A 19410-nucleotide genomic window follows, 5' to 3' on the forward strand; every position below is an offset into this window, starting at 1 on the left:
CTCGCTCAGCAGGCGGACTTGGCGGCGCTGTAGGCGCTGCCGGAACCATCGGTCGCTTTCGTATGCGCGACGCATTCCGGCTGCGAGCGCAGGGCGACATAGACGAGATGCGCATTGGCGCCGAAGAGGCCGAGAATGCCGATCGTCGCGATGGCGATCGAGATCCACTTCCAGTTCGGCGACCGGCGCGCGACGGCCGGCTGGCTGTCGATCGGACGGGCGAGCGTCATGGCGTCTTCGCTCCTAGCGACTGGACGTAGAGCGCGAGGATCTTGACGTCGACCGGCGACAGGCGGTTCTGCCAGTGCGGCATGTGACCCTGGCGGCCGCCATGCACGGTGTTGAACACCGACTGGACGTCGCTGCCATAGAGCCAGTTGGCGTCGGTCAGGTCGGGCGCGCCGACCTCGCGATTGCCCTTGCCTGCGTCGCCATGGCAGGCGACGCAGTTCGCCGCGAAGACCTCGCGTCCCGCCTCGATCCGCTCCGGCGTGGAGCCGGCGCCGGGTTCGAGGCCCGAGAGCGAACGGACATAGGCGACGACGTCGTTGACCTGCGGGCGGGTCAGGATGCCGTCACGGCCGAAGGCCAGCATCTGCGAGCTGCGCGTGTCGGCGTTTTCCGCGTTGATGCCGACGCGGATCGTCTCGGCGATCTGATCCGGCGAGCCGCCCCAGAGCCATGCCTTGGCGCTCAGGTTGGGGAAGCCGGGGCCGCCCGTGCCCTCGGTGCCGTGGCAGACGGCGCAATTGTCGGCGAACAGGGTCCTGCCGGTCTCCTTGACCGAGCGCATCAGCGCCGGATCGGCCTGGATCTCTGCGTAGTCCAGGCTGGCGACCCGGTCGGTCCAGACGCCGCGTTCCGCGGCAGCGTCCTCGACCGCCTGGGTCACGGCCGCGCGGTCACTCCGCCCGAGCAGGCCTTTGGTGTAGGTCCAGCCCAGCGGCCAGGCCGGCATCAGGATCCAGTAGACGACGCAGAACAGGGCCGCTGCGGAGAGGAAGAACAACACGACGCGCGGCACGGGCGTATCGAGTTCCTCGATGCCGTTCCACTCGTGTCCGGTGGTGGTCCGACCGGTGACGGGATCACGCTTGCCTAGTTCCACGGCTTGTCATCCTTGTCGAGAATGCTCTCTTTGGCCCGGTCGAAGCGCTTCTTGTTCTTGGGCCAGAATGTGTATGCCAGCACGCCGACGGCGAGCACGAGAAGGTAGATCAGGCCCCAGCTCTTGGCGAAGCCGACGACCGTCTGATGATCGAGATCCATCGCCTCACTCCTTGATGGCGACGTTCGCCGCCGTCGCGGCGTTGGTCAGCTTGCCGAGCACCTGCAGATAGGCGACCAGCGCGTCCATCTCGGTGACGCGGCCGGGTTCCCCGTCGAAGGCGCGGATGTTTGTCGCCTCGCCATAGCGCTCGGTGACGCCGGCCGCGTAGTTGGAGTCCGGATTGGCCTGGCCGTAGGCGTCGTTGGTGGCGTTGTCGATCATCGCCTGCGTGTAGGGAACGCCGACGCGGCTCATCGCCTTCAGATGCAGGCCGAGATCCTCGGTCCGGAGCGTGTTGTCCTCGAGCCAGTGATAGGCTGGCATGACCGAGACCGGCACGACGTCGCGCGGATTGCGGAGATGCGCCACCTGCCACGCGTCGGAATACTTGCCGCCGACACGGGCGAGGTCGGGACCCGTCCGCTTCGAGCCCCAGAGCATGGGGTGGTCGTACTGCGACTCGACCGCCAGCGAATAGGGGCCGTAGCGCTCGACCTCGTCGCGCAGGGTGCGGATCATCTGCGAATGGCAGGCATAGCAGCCCTCGCGGATGTAGATATTGCGGCCGGCGAGCTCCAGCGGCGTGTAGACTCGCATGTCGGGCGCCTTCTCGACCGTCTCGTCGATGGTGAAGAGCGGCGCGATCTCGACGAAGCCGCCGATCGACGAGACCACGATGATGGCGAGGACGAAGCCGATCGCGCTGCGTTCGAGTTTGCGATGGAAGTTCGGCATGGTCGGTTACTCCCCGGCCTGAAGTGCGGTGGGGGCGAGCGCCGGCTCGTCGACATCGGGAGCATTCTGCAGGACCACGCGACCGCCGGCCTGCCGGATCGTCATCCAGATGTTGTAGCAACCGACCAGGGCGCCGAGCAGGAACAGCAGGCCGCCGAAGGTGCGGGCGATGTAATAGGGATGCATCGCGACGAGCGAGTCGACGAACGAATAGGCGAGCGTCCCGCTTTCATTGTAGGTCCGCCACATCAGGCCCTGGATGATGCCGGAATTCCACATCGCGAAGACGTAGACGACGGTGCCGGAGAGGGCGAGCCAGAAATGGACCTCGATCAGCTTGGACGAATACATCCGCTCGCGCTTCCACATCCACGGAACCAGCGCGTAGATCGAGCCGAAGGAGATCATCGCCACCCAGCCGAGCGCGCCGGCATGCACGTGGCCGATCGTCCAGTCGGTATAGTGGCTGAGCGAGTTCACGGCGCGGATCGCCATGAAGGAGCCTTCGAAGGTCGACAGGCCGTAGAAGACCGCGGCGACCATCATGAAGCGCAGCGTGGCATCGTCGCGCACCTTGCCCCAGGCGCCGTTCAGCGTGGCGAGCGCATTGCCGGCCGAGGCCCAGGACGGCACCAGCAGGATGACCGAGAAGGTCATGCCGAGCGTCTGCACCCATTGCGGCAGGGCGGTGTAGTGCAAGTGGTGCGAGCCCGCCCACATGTACATGAAGACGATGCCCCAGAAGCTGATGATCGACAGCCGGTAGGAGAAGATCGGCCGGCCGGCGCGCTTCGGCAGGTAGTAGTACATCATGCCGAGGAAGCCGGCGGTCAGGAAGAAGGCAACGGCGTTGTGGCCGTACCACCACTGGGTCATGGCATCCTGCACGCCGGAGAAGAGCGAGTAGCTCTTGGCGTGGCCGAACGAGACCGGCACCGCGAGATTATTGACGATGTGCAGGATCGCCACGACCAGGATGAAGGCCATGTAGTACCAGTTGGCCACGTAGATATGGGGTTCCTTCCGCCGCTGCAGCGTGCGGATGTAGATCAGGAAATAGACGACCCAGACGATGACCAGCCAGATGTCGGCATACCATTCGGCCTCGGCATATTCCTTGGACTGCGTCAGGCCCATGAAGTAGCCGCTGACCGCGAGCACGCAGAAGAGGTTGTAACCGATCAGCACGAACCACGGGCTGAACTGGTCGGGCAGCCGGGCGCGGGTCGTGCGCTGCAGCACGTGCAGCGACGTGGCGATCAGCGCGTTGCCGCCGAAGCCGAAGATCACGCCGGTGGTGTGGACCGGCCGGATCCGGCCGAAGCTTGACCATGCGGCGTCGAAGGTGAGTTCGGGCCAGGCGAGCAGGGCCGCGACCCAGACGCCGAAGAACAGGCCGAACACGGCCCAGGCCATGGCCAGCACGATGCCGGCGCGCGTCGGGTCGTCATAGTAGCGCGACAATTGCGCCTTGTCGGGCTCGGGCGCGTAGTAGCCCGCGATGACCACGCAGGCGAGGCCGATCGAGACCAGCAGGATGATGAAGCCGTGCGTTCCGATAGGATCGTCGCTACCGACTGCCGCGAAGGCGAGGCCGCACAAGGCCAGCAATGTCAGGACGGCCAGCGATAGCTGCCGTTCCCCTTTCGTCAATCCCGCTACCATTCGGGGAGCCCCCATCTTGTCACACCGAAGCGCTCTGGCGTCTTCCGACGTCGAATGCTGGCCAACTAGGTGGACGAGATTCGGCAGGCTGTATTTGTTCTAGATCAAATAGCGCGGCGATCGGAGGCGGCGCGGCGGATCGGCCACACCGTTTCCGTCAGCCGCGCGGCGCGCGTCCTTCGGCAAGGACGAGCAGGCGCGCCGGCTCGACCACGGTCACCTGCTGGCGGCCGCCTGCGATGATCCCCTTGGCCTCCCATGCGGCGAGCAGCCGGCTGACGGTATGGAGCGTCGTGCCGGTCATTTCGGCAATGTCCTGGCGGGAGATCGGAAAGTCGATCTGTCGTCCGATCTCGGCTTGGCGGCCGCTCTGCTCGACCAGTCGATGCAGCGCCCGCGCCACCCGCTGTTCCACCTTTTCGGTCGCCATCTCGACCAGCCGCGCCTGCGCATCCTGCAGGCGGCTGCCGACGGTCTGGTAGGTGCTCGCCGCGAAGCCGGGGATCTGCGCAACGAAGCTCGGCCACAGGCTCGAAGGCCAGGCGAGCGCGACGCAGTTGACCGCGGCGATGGCGCTGGCCGGGTAGGTGTCGCGGCCGAACGCATGCGCGATGCCGATCATCTCGCCGGCGCTGATGTAGCGAACGATGACCTGGTCGCCGGCCGGCGTCGTCTTGACGACGCGGACATGGCCGTCGAGCAGGAGAAAGAAGGAGTGCGCGTCGCCCTCCTGCTCGAAAATCGCCGTTTCCCTGGCGAAGCGAAGCGGGCGCGCGCCGGCAAGGACACGGTCGAGATCCTCGGCGCGAGCCGAGCGGAACAGCGGCAGCGTTGCGATCAGGGAGCGGTCAAGCTGGGACACGATCCATTCCAAGCTGTGTTGCGATCGCATGGCCGCACATGTCGTTTCTCCTGGACCCGTTCCGACGGCGACTTGCGGGTGAAGCGTCTTCGCGATCCCTTATTGCGCCAGCGCAAATGCGATCCGTTGCTTCCTGCCTATAAGCGGACCGATGACGGATGTCATTGGCTTGATGGAAGGAATTGCAGGATGAGACGGATGGCTCTGGTGGCGGTGGCTCTGGCGACGTGCCTGGCGGCGGGAACCGCGGCTGCCGCGGATCACGAGGTCAGGATGCTCAACAAGGGCGCCAAGGGCTTCATGGTGTTCGAGCCGGACTTCATCCCCGTCGCGGTTGGCGACACGGTGACCTTCGTGCCGACCGACAAGTCGCATGATGCCGAATCCGTGCCGGGCATGGCGCCGGCCGGAACGACGCCGTTCAAGGGCAAGATCAGCGAGAAGGTGACGGTCGAGATCGGCGCCGAGGGCGTCTATGGCATCAAGTGCACGCCGCACTACGGCATGGGCATGGTGGCGCTGATCGTGGCCGGCAAGCCGGTCAATCTCGAGGAGGCCAAGGCGGTGAAGCACCCCGGCAAGGCTAAGAAGGCGTTCGAGGCGCTGCTGAGCCAGGCCGCTCCCTAGCGGCCCCAGATCACGGCGTTCTCGTGCCGCTTGATGATGTGCTTCAGGTTCTCGAACGCCGTGATGACATGGCCGGCGAAGCGTTCCGCCGCCGGTGACCGTGGCCCGCCGACCCGGCGCAGGATGCCGAGCGATCGGTTGGGCTGCGGGATCTCGTAGGGAAGCACCGTGACCCGGTTTTCCTTGCGCTGGGCGAACACCACCGAGAAGGGCAGCACGGCAAGCGCGTCCGTCTCGGCCAGGAAGTTGATGACGCTCATTAGCGAGCCGCCGGAATAGCGCACGTTCAGGTCCGACATGCCGATGCTCATCAGGATCATCTGCAGGTCCGACATCAGCGGCGAGCCGGGCAGGGGTGCCACCCAGGGGAAGCTCGTCAGGTCATGCGCGCGCAGCCGACGGTTGCGCAGCAGCGGATGGTCCGGCCGGCAGGCGACGATGTTGCGGCCGGGCAGGATTTCCGTGAATTCGAAGCCGGGGCCGAGGTCGAGCACGCCGATCGGCACGATGCCGAGATCGATCTGGTTGCCCTCGAGCGCGGCGACCATCTCCGGCAGGTTCAGGTAGCTCTGCTGGACGGTGACCTCGGGCTCCAGGTTCTGGAACTCGCCGACCATCCGGCTGATCATCGCATCCATGAAGAAGGGCACGCCGCCGACGCGGACGACGCCCTTCGTGCCCTTCATGAAGCCCTGCACCGCGTCGGAAGCCTTGCGCGACGCGGTGATGATCGTGCGGCCCTGCGCCGCCAACTGGGCGCCGAGCGGCGTCGGCTGCAGCGGGCGGCGACCCTTGAGGAAAAGCGGCTCGCCGACCCGCGCCTCCAGCATGGCGAGCGACCGGCTGACCGCGGGCTGGGTCAGGCCCAGCATCGCGGCGCCTTCCGATACACCGCCGGCATCGAGCACGGCGGCAAGCTGCATGAGATGGCGTTCGTTCAGTCGCATAGCAAAGTGCTATACCGATGGACGTAGAACTCATCAAGACTGCCACCGGGCCGTGCTACCCATTTTGCCAAGGGGAAGGGAGGCCCCGGCGGAATGCACGGCCAGCACGACGGCTCGCGCAGGGGTGGAAGTCCCGATGCGTTTTCGGCGCAGGCGAACGAGTTCGCCAGACGGCTCGCCGCTTCCGATCCGACCCGGCTCGCCGAGGCGGCCCGGGCGACGGTGAACGGCCTGCATGCCCTGATCTCCGCCCTGCGTCCGACGCCGGATGAGTTCCGGCTCGCCATCGATTTCCTGACCGAGGTCGGCCACTACGCCGACGCCCGGCGGCAGGAATGGGTGCTGCTTGCCGACGTGCTGGGCGTCTCTTCGTTGATCGAGGACCAGAACAGCCCGCGTCCGGCCGGGGCGACCCCGAACACGCTTGCCGGCCCGTTCTACCGCGCCGACGTGCCGGAGATGGCGCTCGGCGCCAACATCTCCCGCGACCGCAAGGGCGAGCCGATGCAGGTCGCCGGCCGGGTGCTGGATCTCGACGGCCGTGGCATCGGCGGCGCGTCGGTCGAGGTCTGGCATGCCAATGCCGACGGTCTCTACGAGAACCAGGAGCCGGACCGGCAGCCGGAGTTCAATCTGCGCGGCAATTTCCGCACGGACGCGCAGGGGCGGTTCAAGTTCCTGACGATCAAGCCGAAGGGCTATTCGCTGCCGTCCGACGGGCCTGTTGGACGTTTCATGGCGGCGCTAGGCCTCTGCCTGGAACGGCCGGCGCACATGCATTTCCGCGTCTCGGCGGAGGGGTTCGAGACGCTGACGACCCACATCTTCGACCGGGCGGATGCCGCCATCGGTCGGGATGCCATCTTTGGGGTCAAACCCGCGCTCCTGGCCGATTTCCAGACCTTGCAGCCGAATGGCGGCAAGCGGAACCACGGCCTCGACCTCAATCTCGTGCTCTGCCCGGAGGGGCGGGGCGACGCTGCAATACTGGGAGGAGATTCACATGTCACGGATTAGTGGCTACCACCACCTGACGATGTCGACCGACGGCGCGCAGGAAGACTTCGACTTCTATACCAAGGCGCTGGGCCTGCACTCGGTGAAGCGGACGGTGCTGTTCGACGGCGTGGTCCCCGTCTACCACCTCTATTACGGTTCGCCGAACGGCGATGCCTCGACCATCATCACCACCTTCCCGTTCCGCAAGCCGGCCGTCTACGGCCGTCGCGGCACCAACCAGTCCCGCACCATCCTGCAGTCGATCCCCGTCGGCGCCGCCGATTTCTGGGTCGACCGGCTGAACGCCCGCGGCATCGAAGCCGCCAAGATCACCCGCTTCGGCGCTGTCCGCGTCGCCTTTGCCCATCCGTGCGGCATCCCGCACGAACTGGTGGAAAGCGACGGTGATCCGCGCGAGCCGATCACCAATGCCGCGCAGGGCATCGGCAGGGAGCACGGCATCAAGGGCATCTATGGCAGCGTCGTCGCCGTCATGGACCGCACCGCCATGGACGATTTCCTCACCATCGCGCTGCCGCTCACGAAGGAGGCCGACACGCATGAGGGCCTCGTCTACCGCGTGCCGGACGCGAGCGGCGTCATCCAGCGCGTCGAGGTCGTTCTCGACCGCGAGACGCTGCAAGGCACCTGGACGCTGGCGGGTGGCACCATCCACCACCTGGCCTTGAACACCGGCGACGAAGAGAACCAGTTGAAGCTCCGCGCCCATATCGAGGGCCTCGGCTTCACGGATATCTCGGAGCAGAAGGACCGCAACTACTTCAAGTCCTGCTATGTCCGCTCGCCGGGCGGCGCCCTGTTCGAACTCGCCTGGACGACGCCGGAAGGCTGGGCCAAGGACGAGCCCCCGGGCGCGATCGGCAAGACGCTGGTCTTCCCGCCCTGGTTCAAGGACCGCGAGGACGAGCTTCGTTCCGGGCTGGAGCAGGCGGAGTTCGCATGAACCCAGGCGGCGGACCGCTCAGGCTTGGCTCGAGGGCCCCGGAGGCGAAGGCGATCTGCGTCTTCGTCCACGGCCGCGGCCAATCGCCGGAGGAGATGCAGTCCCATGTGCTGGCGCGGCTTTCCGCGCCGGCCGTGGCCTTCGTCCTGCCGCGCGCCCCTGAGGGCGCGTGGTGGGATGCGCGGGCCGTCGATCCGTTGACGCCGGTCGCCCGCGCGCAGCTTTCCGCCGCGCTCGATCATGTGGCGGCCGCCGTCGCGGCGGCTCGAGGTGAATTGCCCGGCCGGCCGCTGCTGCTGGCGGGCTTCTCGCAGGGCGCCTGCCTTGCCATCGAATATCTCTGCGCCGGGCTGCCGCCGCCGGAAGCTCTTGCGGCGCTCACCGGCTGCCGCGTCGGCGTTCCTGCCGATGCGCGCGCCGAGGCGGTGCCGCCGGGCGTGCCGGTCTATCTCTCCGGAGGCGATGCCGATCCTTGGATCCCGGTCTCGGCCTTCGCCGATGCCGCGAGGACGCTCGGCAGCAAGGGCGCGAGCCTGCGGGCGGACCTGTTCCCGCGCCGGGGGCATGAAGTTTCGGATGCCGAGATCGCCATGCTGGGAACCATCCTCGCGGATCTGGTCGCTGGCCGGCACCCGCGCATGGAGGCGGCGCGATGATGGAGAACTTCGTCTTTCCGGGTCTGACGACCCGCGTCGTCTTCGGGGCCGGCACGATGAGCCGCGCCGGCGAGGAAGTCCGCCGTCTCGGTCATTCCAAGGTTCTGGTCCTCTCGACGCCGCATCAGAAGGACGACGCGGACAAGCTGGCGGCCAGCCTCGGCGACCTCGCCGCCGGCGTCTTCGCCGGCGCGACCATGCATACGCCCGTCGAGGTGACCGAGACGGCCCTGGAAGCTTATCGCGCCAGCGGCGCCACGGCGGTCGTCAGCCTCGGCGGCGGTTCGACCACGGGGCTCGGCAAGGCGATCGCCGTCCGCACCGGCGCCGACCAGGTCGTGATCCCGACCACCTATGCCGGCTCGGAGATGACCGACATCCTGGGCGAGACGGCGATGGGTGAGAAGACCACCCGCCGCTCGCCGGATATCCGGCCTGAAACGGTCATCTACGACGTCGACCTGACCCTGAGCCTGCCGCTCGGGCTGACGGTCACCTCGGCGATGAACGCCATCGCCCATGCGATGGAGGCGTTCTACGCGCCCGACCGCAATCCGGTGATCGTGCTGATGTGCAGGGACGCGATGACTGCCTTCCGCGATGGCATTCCGCGCCTGATCCAGGATCCGCACGACCGTGCGGCGCGGGCGCAGGCGCTTTACGCCGCCTGGTGCTGCTCGACCGCGCTCGGCTACGTGTCGATGGCGCTGCATCACAAGCTGGCGCATGTCTTCGGCGGCTCGTTCGATACGCCGCACGCCGAAACTCACGCGATCCTGCTGCCCTACACGACCGCCTTCAACGAGCAGGCGGTGCCCGATCTGCTGCGCCCGATCGCCGAGGCTTTCGGCGGTGGCTCGGCCGGCGGCGGCATCTGGGATTTCGCCCAGTCGGTCGGCGCGCCGCTGAGCCTCAAGGCGATCGGGATCGAGGAGAGCGATCTCGACCGCGCCACGGCGATCGCCGTCAAGAATGCCTATGCGAACCCGAGGCCAATAGACCCGGGATCGATACGGGAACTGCTCCAGGCGGCGTGGGAGGGACGCCGTCCGGGGCTCTGAGAGTGACGACCAGGGAGGAGGGACGCATGCTTACGAGACGGACGTTTCTGAAAGCGTCGGCGGCGACGGGTGTCGCGATGGCCGGCGTCGGGCTGGCCGCGCCGGCCATTGCGCAGGGCGCGAAGATCAAGCTCGGTTATGTTTCGCCGCAGACAGGCCCGCTGGCGGGCTTCGCGGAGAGCGACGCGTATAACATAAAGGCATTTCTCGAATCCGAGGCCGGCAAGAATTTCGACGTCATCGTCAAGGACAGCCAGTCGAATCCGAACCGGGCCGCCGAGGTGGCGAAAAGCCTGATCGTCGACGACGAGATCGACCTGATGCTCGTCGGCTCGACGCCGGAAAACACCAATCCGGTCGCGACCACCTGCGAGGCGGAAGGGATGCCCGTCATCTCGACCACCGCGCCGTGGCAGCCCTGGTTCATCGGCCAGCAGGGCAATCCCGGCGACCCGTCGTCGTGGAAGCCGTTCGACTTCGCCTTCCATTACTTCTGGGGCCTGGAAGACATCATCGCCGTCTACACCAGCATGTGGAAGCAGCTCGACACCAATGGCAAGGTCGGCGGCCTGTTCCCGAACGATGCCGACGGCAATGCCTGGGGCGATCCGAAGAACGGCCTGAAACCGGGGCTGGAAGCCGCCGGCTTCAGCCTGACCGATCCCGGCCGCTACCAGAATCTCTCGGACGACTTCACCGCGCAGGTCAACGCATTCAAGGCCGCCAATGCCGAGATCGTCACCGGCGTCGTCATCCCGCCCGACTTCACCACCTTCTGGAACCAGGCGCGCCAGCAGGGCTTCCGGCCCAAGGCCGTGACGGTGGCCAAGGCAATCCTCTTCCCGCAATCGGTCGAGACGCTGGGCGATGCCGGCAACAACCTGTCCTCGGAAGTCTGGTGGTCGGCCTCGCATCCGTTCAAGTCGTCGCTGACCGGGCAGAGCTCGGCGGAGCTGGCGGCGGACTTCACCGCCAAGACCGGGCGTCCCTGGACGCAGCCGATCGGCTTCTCCCATTCGCTGTTCGAGGTGGCGGCGAATGTCATGGGCCGGGTCTCGGATCCGAGCGACGCCGAGGCGATCGCGGCGGCGATCGCCGCCACCGACATGACGACGGTGGTGGGCAAGGTGGCCTGGAACGGCGCCGGCGTGCCGCCCTTCGCGGCAAAGAACGTCTGCAAGACGCCGCTCGTCGGCGGCCAGTGGCGGAAGAAGGCGGATGGCGGCTTCGATCTGGTGATCGTCGAGAACGCCACCGCGCCGGAGATCCCCACCGCCGGCAAGATGGAAGCGCTGGCCTGACGCGAAAGGGGCGGCGCATGCCGCCGCCCCGTTCCGTTCGGCTCCCCAGGTGCGCCCGAGGAAGGCAGCAATGATACTCAGGCTGGAAAATGTCTCGAAGTCTTTCGGGGCACTGAAGGTTACGGATGCCGTGACAATCTCGGTGCCGCGCGGCGAGGCATTGGGCATCATCGGCCCCAACGGCGCGGGCAAGTCGACGCTGTTCAACCTGATCACCGGCAACCTGCTGGCGAATGCCGGGCGGATCGAGTTCCTCGGCCGCGACGTCACGCGCGTCCCCGCCATGGAACGGGTGCGGATGGGCGTCGGCCGCAGCTTCCAGATCCCGCAGCCCTTCGAAGGTCTGACCGTGTTCGAGAACCTCTTGACCGCCGCCGCCTTCGGCCGGGGCGGGCGGGAGGCCGACATGGTCGACGCCTGCGCGCAGATCCTCGAGGAAACCGAACTGCTGAAGAAGGCGAATGTCGTCGCCGGCTCGCTGAGTCTTCTCGATCGCAAGCGCCTGGAACTTGCCCGTGCACTGGCGACCGGACCCGAAGTGCTGCTGCTCGATGAGATCGCCGGCGGTCTGACTGAGGGCGAGTGCAAGGCGCTCGTCGCGACGATCCGGGGCATCCATGCGCGCGGGACGACGATCATCTGGATCGAGCACGTCCTGCATGCGCTGACCTCGGTGGTCGAGCGCCTGCTCGTGCTCGATTTCGGTCGCGTCATCGGCATCGGCGCGCCGGACGAGATCATGGCCTCGAAGGCGGTGCGCGAGATCTATCTGGGGCTCGAGGTCTGATGCTGCAGACGCACGGTCTCACCGCCAGTTACGGCCAGTTCCGCGCTCTCTTCGGCGTCGATATCGCCGTCGGCGAAGGCGAATGCGTGGCGATCATCGGCGCCAATGGCGCCGGCAAGTCGACGCTGATGCGCTCGATCACCGGCGTGATCCGCAACGAGCCGGGAATGGTGCTGCACCGGGGCGAGCCGATCGGCGCGCTGTCCTCGGCCGAGGTCATGAAGCGCGGCATCGCCATGGTGCCCGAGGGCCGCCGGCTGTTTCCCTCGCTCACGGTCGAGGAAAATCTCCTGATCGGCGGCCAGGTGCGCAAGGCGCCGCAGGGGCCATGGAACCTGGAGGCGATCTACGATCTCTTCCCGATCCTGCGCGAGCGGCGGAAGAACCCCGGCACCGCGCTTTCCGGCGGCCAGCAGCAGATGGTGGCGATCGGCCGGGCGCTGATGTCGAACCCAGAACTGCTGCTCTGCGACGAGATCAGCCTCGGCCTCGCCCCCGTCGTCATCCGTGACATCTACGCGGCGCTACCGAAGATCCGTGCTGGCGGCGCGGCGGTCGTGGTGGTCGAGCAGGACATCGGCAAGGCGCTCGCCGTCGCCGACCGGGTCTATTGCCTGATGGAAGGCCGCGTCACGCTGGCGGCGCAGGCCGCCGCGGTTTCGCGTCAGGACATCCATGCCGCCTATTTCGGGGAGGCGGCATGATCTCGGTCGACACCCTGGTGCAGGGCATCCTTCTGGGCGGTCTCTATGCCCTGTTCGCGGCCGGCCTCAGCCTCGTCTTCGGCATCATGCGGCTGGTCAATCTCGCCCATGGCGACCTGATCGTCTTCGCCGCCTATCTGGTGCTGATGGGCGTCACGCTGCTCGGCCTGTCGCCCTGGACCGCGGCGCTCGTCGCCATGCCGCTGATGTTCGGCCTCGGCTGGCTGCTGCAGACCGCCGTGCTGAACCGCGTGTTGGGCAAGGACATCCTGCCGCCGCTGCTCGTCACCTTTGGCCTGTCGGTCGCGCTGCAGAACGGCCTGCTCGAAGCCTTCTCGGCCGACAGCCGCCGCATTCCGGCGGGAGCGCTCGAAGGAGCGTCGCTCGATCTCGGCCTCGTCACGGTCGGCGTTATGCCGCTCCTGACCTTCGCCTCTGCCGTCCTCGCGATCGTCGCGCTGAACGGGCTATTCTACCACACCCCGCTCGGCCGGGCCTTCCGCGCCACCTCTGATGACGCTGTCACGGCCGGACTGATGGGGATCGAGCCGAAGCGGATCTTCGCCATGGCGACCGGCATCGCCATGGTCGTGGTGACGATCGCCGCGCTCTATCTCGGCATGCGCTCCAACTTCGATCCGGCGATCGGACCGGCGCGGCTGATCTACGCCTTCGAGGCCGTGATCATCGGTGGCCTCGGCAGCCTGTGGGGCACGCTCGCCGGCGGCGTCATCATCGGCGTCGCGCAGACCTTCGGCGCGGCCGTGAACCCGGAATGGCAGATCCTAGCCGGCCACATCGCCTTTCTGATCGTGATGTTGCTGAAGCCGCGCGGGCTGTTCCCGCGCGCCGTGGATTGAGGGGCGGCATGTACCGATCGACAACCCGTACCCGTGCCGGAGCCGCCACAGCGATCGTCGTGCTGGCGCTTGCCGTCGCCGGCCTGGCCCTGCCGGCGGTCGCTTCGCGCAGTGTCATCCAGGACCTGTTCTTCATCCTCACCATGCTGACGCTGGCGCAGATCTGGAACCTGCTGGCGGGCTATGGCGGCCTCGTCTCGGTCGGCCAGCAGGCCTTTGTCGGCCTCGGCGCCTACGCCATGTTCGCCGGCGTGATCCTGCTCGGCTGGAACCCGGTCTGGGCCATCCTGCTCGGCGGTCTCGCCGCCCTCGTGCTGGCCGTGCCGACCGCCTATTTCGCCTTCCGCCTGCAGGGCGCCTATTTCGCCATCGGCACCTGGGTGATCGCCGAGGTCACGCGCCTGTTGATCGCGCAGTGGAAGGCGCTCGGCGGCGGCACCGGCACGTCGCTGCCGCGCGAGGCGACCAGCAACATCCTCGGCACCGACCTGATCCGGGCGCTGTTCAGCGTGCGCGAGGCGGCGGCGCGCGACATCCTCGCCTATTGGCTGGCGCTGGTGCTGGTCGTCGCGGTGACCGGCGGCATCTACTGGCTGCTGCGCAGCCGGCTCGGGCTGGCGCTTTCCGCCGTGCGCGACAATGTCGAGGCGGCGCGCTCCGTCGGCGTCGATGCCGGGCGGCTCAAATGGGCCGTCTTCCTGATCGCCGCCGCGGCCACCGGCCTGACCGGCGCGCTGATCTTCCTGCAGACGGCGCGGATCTCGCCGGATGCGGCCTTCGCCGTCACCGACTGGACCGCCTACGTCATTTTCATCGTCGTCATCGGCGGCATCGGCACCATCGAGGGGCCGATCGTCGGCGTGCTCGTCTTCTTCGTCCTGCGCTCGGCGCTGGCCGACTATGGCAGCTGGTACCTGATGACGCTCGGGCTGATCGCCATTGCCGTAATGCTGTTCGCGCCGAAGGGCCTGTGGGGGCTGATCTCGGCCCGCAGCGGCCTGCACCTGTTTCCCGTCCGCCGCAGGCTGGTCGGGCCGAAGATCGAGGGAGGAATTTGATGGTCGATATCGAAACCGACGTGCTGATCGTGGGAACGGGCCCCGCCGGCTCGGCCACGGCCGCGCTGCTCTCCAGCTATGGCGTCGCCAACATGGTAGTGAACCGCTACCGCTGGCTGTCGAACACGCCGCGCGCCCACATCACCAACCAGCGCACGATGGAAGTGCTGCGCGACCTCGGCGCCGACGTCGAGGCCGAGGCGATGATGCATGCCTCGCCGCAGGAACTGATGGGCGAGAACGTTTTCTGCGAAAGCCTGGCCGGCGAGGAGATCGGCCGCATGAAGAGCTGGGGCACGCACCCCGTCTCGAAGGCCGCCCATCTGCAGGCGTCGCCCTCCTTCATGAACGACCTGCCGCAGACCTTCATGGAGCCGATCCTGTTCAAGACGGCCTGCTCGCGCGGCACGCAGGCCCGCATGAGCACGGAATATGTGAGCCACGTCCAGGACGAGGACGGCGTCACCACCACCTGTCGCGATCGCCTGTCGGGCCAGACCTTCACCGTCCGCTCGAAGTTCCTCGTCGGCGCCGATGGCGGCAATTCGCTCGTCGCCGAGCATCTCGGCCTGCCGTTCGAGGGCAAGATGGGCGTCGGCGGCTCGATGAACATCCTGTTCCGCGCCGATCTCTCCAAATACGTCGCCCACCGCCCGAGCGTCCTCTACTGGGTCATGCAGCCGGGCGCCGATGTCGGCGGCATCGGCATGGGCCTCGTCCGGATGGTGCGGCCGTGGAACGAGTGGCTGATCGTCTGGGGCTACGACATCAACCAGCCGCCGCCGGAGGTGACGCCGGAGCTCGCGACCGAGGTCGCGCGCCAGCTCGTCGGTGATCCCGAGCTCGAAATCGAGCTGCTGGGCGCCAACACCTGGACCGTAAACAACTGCTTCGCCACACACATGCAGAAGGGGCGGGTGTTTATCATGGGCGATGCCGCGCACCGGCATCCGCCGTCGAACGGGCTCGGCTCCAACACCTCGATCCAGGACGGCTTCAACCTCGCCTGGAAGCTCGCCAAGGTCGTCAAGGGCCAGGCGGGTCTCGGCCTTCTTGAGAGCTACTCGGCCGAGCGCGCGCCGATCGCCCGCCAGATCGTCACCCGCGCCAACCAGTCGATCGGCGAGTTCGGGCCGATCTTCGAGGCGCTCGGCATGGATGGCGGCGTCGATCACGCGAAGATCCAGAAGAACATGGAGGCGCGCGCCGACGCGACCGTCGCCGCCGAGGCGCAGCGCGAGGCGATCCGCAAGGCGATCGCCTTCAAGAAGTACGAGTTCGATGCCCACGGCGTCGAGATGAACCAGCGCTACGCGTCGGGCGCGGTGCTGGCCGATGGCGCGGCGCAGCCGGCGTTCGAGCGGGATCGCGAGCTGCACTATGCGCCTACGACCTGGCCGGGCGCGCGCCTGCCGCATGCCTGGGTGTTCGAGCGTTCCGGTCGCAAGGTCTCGACCCTCGATCTCACCGGCAAGGGCGAATTCACGCTCCTGACCGGCATCGGCGGCGAGGCCTGGGTCGAGGCTGCCGAGCAGGTCGGCCAGGAACTCGGCCTGCCGATCCGCACCCATGTGATCGGGCCGCGCCGCGCGATCGAGGATCACACCGGCGACTGGGCCCGCGCCCGCGAGATCCGCGATGCCGGCTGCCTGGTCGTCCGCCCCGATCATCACGTCGCCTGGCGCGCCGAGACGATCGCCTCCGACCCCGCGGCCGAACTGCGCCGCGTTTTCCAATCCGTTCTGGCGCGCTGAGGAAGATCGCATGATCGAAGCACACGAATACGGTTACTTCACCGAGGCGAATTCGGCCGAAGTCGTCGTGGCGCGCAACCGGAACGCCAAGGACGAGCGGCTGAAGCAGGTGATGGACGTCATCACCCGCAAGCTGCACGAGGCGGTCAAGGAGATCGAGCCGACCCAGGAGGAATGGTTCGCCGCCATCATGTTCCTCACCCAGACCGGGCAGATCTGCAACGATTGGCGTCAGGAATACATCCTGCTGTCGGACGTGCTCGGCGTCTCGATGCTGGTCGACGCGATCAACAACCGCAAGCCGTCCGGCGCCTCGGAATCGACGGTGCTCGGGCCGTTCCATGTCGCCGACGCGCCGGAACTACCGATGGGCTCCAACATCTGCCTCGACCAGAAGGGCGAGCCGATGTTCGTGCATGGCCGCATCCTCGACACCGAGGGCCGGCCGATCGCCAACGCCAAGATCGACGTCTGGCAGGCGAATGACGAAGGCTTCTACGACGTCCAGCAGCAGGGCATCCAGCCCGAGTTCAACCTGCGCGGCGTGTTCCGCACGGGTCCGGACGGCCGCTACTGGTTCCGCGGCGTGAAGCCGAAATACTACCCGATCCCGGACGATGGCCCTGTCGGCAAGCTGCTCGGCGCGCTGGGGCGTCATCCCAACCGGCCGGCGCATCTCCACTACATCGTCGAGGCCGACGGCTTCGACGCGCTGACCACGCACATCTTCGATCCCGACGATCCGTACATCAACTCGGATGCCGTCTTCGGCGTGAAGCAGAGCCTGCTTGCCGAGTTCCGCAAGGTCGAGGACGCGGATGCGGCGGCGAAGGTCGAGGTCGCCGCGCCGTTCTGCGACGTCGAGTTCGATTTCGTGCTGTCGCGCAGGAAGGGCTGACCGCGAAGCCGGCGCTGGGAAGCGTCGGCGCGCAGGTTTCCAGGGAACGAAGGGGAGGGAATTCATGGCCGCACTGGAAAAGATGTTCGATGTCAGGGGCAAGTCGGTGGTCGTCACCGGCGGCGCCAGCGGCATCGGAAGGGCCTATGCCGAGATCATGGCCGAGCATGGCGCGAGGGTCTGCATCTTCGACATCGATCCGGACGGCCTGTCGCGGGTGGCGGCCGAGATGACGGCGAAGGGGTGGGACGTCTGGGGCCAGGTGGTGGATGTCGGCGATCGCCCGGCGATGGCCGCCGCCTTCGACGCGGTCGCGGAGCGGCACGGCCGTATCGATACGGTCTTCGCCAATGCCGGCATCGATCCGGGGCCCGGCTTCAATACGCCGACCGGCGAGCGCAATCCGGACGGGGCGATCGAGAACACGCCCGACGAGCAGTGGGACCGCGGCATCGCGCTCAACCTGACCTCGGTCTACACGACCGTGAAGAACGCCGTCCGCCACATGAAGCCGAAGGGCGGCGGCGAGATCATCGTCACCTCGTCCATCGCCTCGCTGATCAACGAGAGCATCGTCGGCACGTCCTACATGCCGGCCAAGGCGGCGGTGAACCACTTCGTCCGGCATATGGCGATGGAACTCGGCGCCTACGGCATCCGCGTCAACGCGATCCTGCCGGGGCCGTTCATCACCAACATTGCCGGCGGCCGGTTGCGCAACAAGGCCGATCGCGCGGCCTTCGAGAGCCAGTCGCTGATCGGCCGTATCGGCGATGTCGAGGACATCAAGGGGCTGGCGCTGCTGCTCGCTTCGCCGGCCGGCGCCTTCTTCACGGGCTCGCTCATCGTCATCGACGGCGGCTCGCTGACCCGCATGACCTGACGCTTCGACCTGAGGCCGGTTCCGTCGAGGAGGGCGGGCCGGAGATACCTTATCAACGGGAGGGAACGACAATGACCTACTACAACAAGCTGGTGAAATCGGGCCTGCGGCCGAGCCGCCGGACTATCCTCAAGGGCCTCGGCGCCAGCGCCGCCGTCAGCACGCTCGCCCTGCCGGGCTATGCCCGCGCCGAGACTGCCGGCAAGATCAAGATGGGGTACATCACCCCCGCCACCGGCCCGCTCGGACTGTTCGGCGAGACCGACGGCTACACCGTCCAGAAGATCCGCGATCTGCTCGGCGGCAAGCTGCAGTCGGCCAATGGCAAGACCTACGAGATCGAGATCCTCGAACGCGACAGCCAGTCCAATCCGAACAAATCGGCCGAAATCACCGGCAACCTCATCCTGAACGACGAGGTGCACCTGATCGTCCCGGCGTCGACGACCGACACCATCCTGCCCGCCGCCGAACAGTCCGAACTCTACGAGACGCCCTGCATCTCCGCCGGCGCGCCCTGGCAGGCCGTCGTCTTCCCGCGCGGCGGCGGCAAGCAGACCTTCGAGTGGACCAACCACTTCTTCTGGGGTCTCGACGAGGCGCTGAACACCTTCGTCGGCCTGTGGAACCAGCTCGAGACCAACAAGAAGGTCGGCATGCTGTTCCCGCAGAACATCGACGGCGAGACCTGGGGCAACGAGGAATACGGCCTGCCGGCGCCGACCCGCAAGGCCGGCTACGAGGTCGTGGTCCCCGGCTACTTCCAGCCCCGCACTAACGATTTCTCGGCCCAGATCTCCGAGTTCAAGAAGCAGGGCTGCGAGATCATCGGCGGCATCACCTATCCGGATGATCTGAAGACCTTCGTCACCCAGTGCAACCAGCAGGGCTACAAGCCGAAGGCGATCACGGTCGCGGCGGCGCTCCTGTTCCCGGGCGGCGTCGAGGCGATGGGACCGCTCGGCAACGGCATGTCGTCGGAAGTCTGGTGGACGCCGGCCTTCCCGTTCAAGTCGTCGCTCACCGGCCAGGTCAGCAACGACATCGCCGCCCAGTGGGAAGTCGACACGAAGCGCCAGTGGACGCAGCCGCTCGGCTATTCGCACGCGCTGCTCGAGGTCGCCATCGACATCCTCAAGCGCTCGTCCGACCCGCTGAACCGCGAGGCCAACCGGGACGCGATGGTCGCCACCGACCTGCAGACGCTTGTCGGCCACATCAAGTTCGATGGCTCGCCGCACAAGAACATCTGCAAGACGCCAATCTTCGGCGGCCAGTGGGTGAAGGGCGACAAGTGGCCCTACGACCTGAAGATCGTCGACAACACGGTCAATCAGCTCTTCGCGCCGCAGCAGAAGATCCAGGCGATCGTCTGGTGA

At 67.0% G+C, this 19410-nt stretch carries 21 protein-coding genes; 14 read left to right on the forward strand and 7 right to left on the reverse strand.

Translation table 11 applies throughout. The features are described from left to right. Positions 1 to 5 precede the first annotated feature (5 nt). The 6 genes from WFK98_RS02495 to WFK98_RS02520 form a co-directional block, all read right to left on the reverse strand. On the reverse strand, positions 6 to 230 hold the full coding sequence (locus WFK98_RS02495; protein ID WP_266339252.1) for a hypothetical protein: 225 nt from the start codon (positions 228 to 230) through the stop codon (positions 6 to 8). Next, positions 227 to 1108, reverse strand: a complete 882-nt coding sequence (ccoP, locus tag WFK98_RS02500) for a cytochrome-c oxidase, cbb3-type subunit III (protein WP_336799166.1) — start codon at positions 1106 to 1108, stop codon at positions 227 to 229. The genes WFK98_RS02495 and ccoP overlap by 4 nt, the downstream gene beginning before the upstream one ends. Continuing rightward, positions 1099 to 1269, reverse strand: coding sequence for a cbb3-type cytochrome c oxidase subunit 3 (locus WFK98_RS02505; RefSeq protein WP_266339254.1), 171 nt, complete (start codon positions 1267 to 1269; stop codon positions 1099 to 1101). Before WFK98_RS02505 ends, ccoP begins: the two co-directional genes overlap by 10 nt. Positions 1270 to 1273: 4 nt before the next feature. Beyond that, the gene (gene ccoO, locus WFK98_RS02510; protein ID WP_336799167.1) at positions 1274 to 2005 is read right to left on the reverse strand and encodes a cytochrome-c oxidase, cbb3-type subunit II; all 732 of its coding nucleotides are present in this window, start codon (positions 2003 to 2005) and stop codon (positions 1274 to 1276) included. A gap of 6 nt (positions 2006 to 2011) precedes the next feature. Beyond that, positions 2012 to 3670, reverse strand: a complete 1659-nt coding sequence (gene ccoN, locus WFK98_RS02515) for a cytochrome-c oxidase, cbb3-type subunit I (RefSeq protein WP_266339256.1) — start codon at positions 3668 to 3670, stop codon at positions 2012 to 2014. A gap of 157 nt (positions 3671 to 3827) precedes the next feature. Further along, positions 3828 to 4532 carry a Crp/Fnr family transcriptional regulator gene (locus WFK98_RS02520; protein WP_336799168.1) on the reverse strand — a complete coding sequence of 235 codons (705 nt, stop codon included), beginning with the start codon at positions 4530 to 4532 and terminating at the stop codon, positions 3828 to 3830. 189 nt (positions 4533 to 4721) lie between these two features. Here WFK98_RS02520 and WFK98_RS02525 point away from each other — a divergent pair, with 189 nt between their 5' ends. After that, positions 4722 to 5159 carry a pseudoazurin gene (locus WFK98_RS02525; RefSeq protein WP_336799169.1) on the forward strand — a complete coding sequence of 146 codons (438 nt, stop codon included), beginning with the start codon at positions 4722 to 4724 and terminating at the stop codon, positions 5157 to 5159. On the opposite strand, the gene WFK98_RS02530 is transcribed toward WFK98_RS02525, so the two are convergent. Beyond that, on the reverse strand, positions 5156 to 6106 hold the full coding sequence (locus WFK98_RS02530; RefSeq protein ID WP_266339259.1) for a LysR family transcriptional regulator: 951 nt from the start codon (positions 6104 to 6106) through the stop codon (positions 5156 to 5158). The two genes, WFK98_RS02525 and WFK98_RS02530, sit on opposite strands and share 4 nt — an antisense overlap. 93 nt (positions 6107 to 6199) lie before the next feature. Between WFK98_RS02530 and WFK98_RS02535 the strand changes: the two genes are divergently transcribed. The 13 genes from WFK98_RS02535 to WFK98_RS02595 all read left to right on the forward strand — a co-directional run bounded on the left by WFK98_RS02535 (position 6200) and on the right by WFK98_RS02595 (position 19410). Beyond that, a complete protein-coding gene (locus WFK98_RS02535) occupies positions 6200 to 7123 on the forward strand; it encodes a dioxygenase family protein (RefSeq protein WP_336799170.1) in 924 nt (307 codons plus the stop codon). Next, on the forward strand, positions 7110 to 8069 hold the full coding sequence (locus WFK98_RS02540; protein ID WP_266339261.1) for a VOC family protein: 960 nt from the start codon (positions 7110 to 7112) through the stop codon (positions 8067 to 8069). The genes WFK98_RS02535 and WFK98_RS02540 overlap by 14 nt, the downstream gene beginning before the upstream one ends. Further along, complete coding sequence (locus WFK98_RS02545) at positions 8066 to 8725, forward strand: alpha/beta hydrolase (RefSeq protein WP_266339262.1); 660 nt, start codon at positions 8066 to 8068, stop codon at positions 8723 to 8725. Before WFK98_RS02540 ends, WFK98_RS02545 begins: the two co-directional genes overlap by 4 nt. Continuing rightward, positions 8722 to 9786, forward strand: a complete 1065-nt coding sequence (locus tag WFK98_RS02550; protein ID WP_266339263.1) for a maleylacetate reductase — start codon at positions 8722 to 8724, stop codon at positions 9784 to 9786. Before WFK98_RS02545 ends, WFK98_RS02550 begins: the two co-directional genes overlap by 4 nt. A 26-nt stretch (positions 9787 to 9812) precedes the next feature. Continuing rightward, positions 9813 to 11087, forward strand: a complete 1275-nt coding sequence (locus tag WFK98_RS02555) for an ABC transporter substrate-binding protein (RefSeq protein WP_266339264.1) — start codon at positions 9813 to 9815, stop codon at positions 11085 to 11087. A gap of 70 nt (positions 11088 to 11157) precedes the next feature. Beyond that, positions 11158 to 11874 carry an ABC transporter ATP-binding protein gene (locus tag WFK98_RS02560; RefSeq protein ID WP_336799171.1) on the forward strand — a complete coding sequence of 239 codons (717 nt, stop codon included), beginning with the start codon at positions 11158 to 11160 and terminating at the stop codon, positions 11872 to 11874. Then, positions 11874 to 12578, forward strand: coding sequence for an ABC transporter ATP-binding protein (locus tag WFK98_RS02565; protein WP_336799172.1), 705 nt, complete (start codon positions 11874 to 11876; stop codon positions 12576 to 12578). The genes WFK98_RS02560 and WFK98_RS02565 overlap by 1 nt, the downstream gene beginning before the upstream one ends. Beyond that, positions 12575 to 13438 carry a branched-chain amino acid ABC transporter permease gene (locus tag WFK98_RS02570; RefSeq protein WP_336799173.1) on the forward strand — a complete coding sequence of 288 codons (864 nt, stop codon included), beginning with the start codon at positions 12575 to 12577 and terminating at the stop codon, positions 13436 to 13438. The genes WFK98_RS02565 and WFK98_RS02570 overlap by 4 nt, the downstream gene beginning before the upstream one ends. Before the next feature lie 8 nt (positions 13439 to 13446). After that, positions 13447 to 14496, forward strand: coding sequence for a branched-chain amino acid ABC transporter permease (locus WFK98_RS02575; RefSeq protein ID WP_336799174.1), 1050 nt, complete (start codon positions 13447 to 13449; stop codon positions 14494 to 14496). Further along, a complete protein-coding gene (locus tag WFK98_RS02580; RefSeq protein ID WP_336799175.1) occupies positions 14496 to 16250 on the forward strand; it encodes an FAD-dependent oxidoreductase in 1755 nt (584 codons plus the stop codon). The genes WFK98_RS02575 and WFK98_RS02580 overlap by 1 nt, the downstream gene beginning before the upstream one ends. A 10-nt stretch (positions 16251 to 16260) precedes the next feature. Then, a complete protein-coding gene (locus WFK98_RS02585; protein WP_336799176.1) occupies positions 16261 to 17148 on the forward strand; it encodes an intradiol ring-cleavage dioxygenase in 888 nt (295 codons plus the stop codon). A 64-nt stretch (positions 17149 to 17212) separates the two neighbouring features. Then, positions 17213 to 18031 carry an SDR family NAD(P)-dependent oxidoreductase gene (locus WFK98_RS02590; protein WP_266339271.1) on the forward strand — a complete coding sequence of 273 codons (819 nt, stop codon included), beginning with the start codon at positions 17213 to 17215 and terminating at the stop codon, positions 18029 to 18031. Between the two features lie 71 nt (positions 18032 to 18102). Next, a complete protein-coding gene (locus tag WFK98_RS02595; protein ID WP_336799177.1) occupies positions 18103 to 19410 on the forward strand; it encodes an ABC transporter substrate-binding protein in 1308 nt (435 codons plus the stop codon).

The sequence above is a fragment of the Kaistia sp. MMO-174 genome (assembly GCF_037147815.1).
GTDB classification, from domain to species: Bacteria; Pseudomonadota; Alphaproteobacteria; order Rhizobiales; family Kaistiaceae; genus Kaistia; species Kaistia nematophila.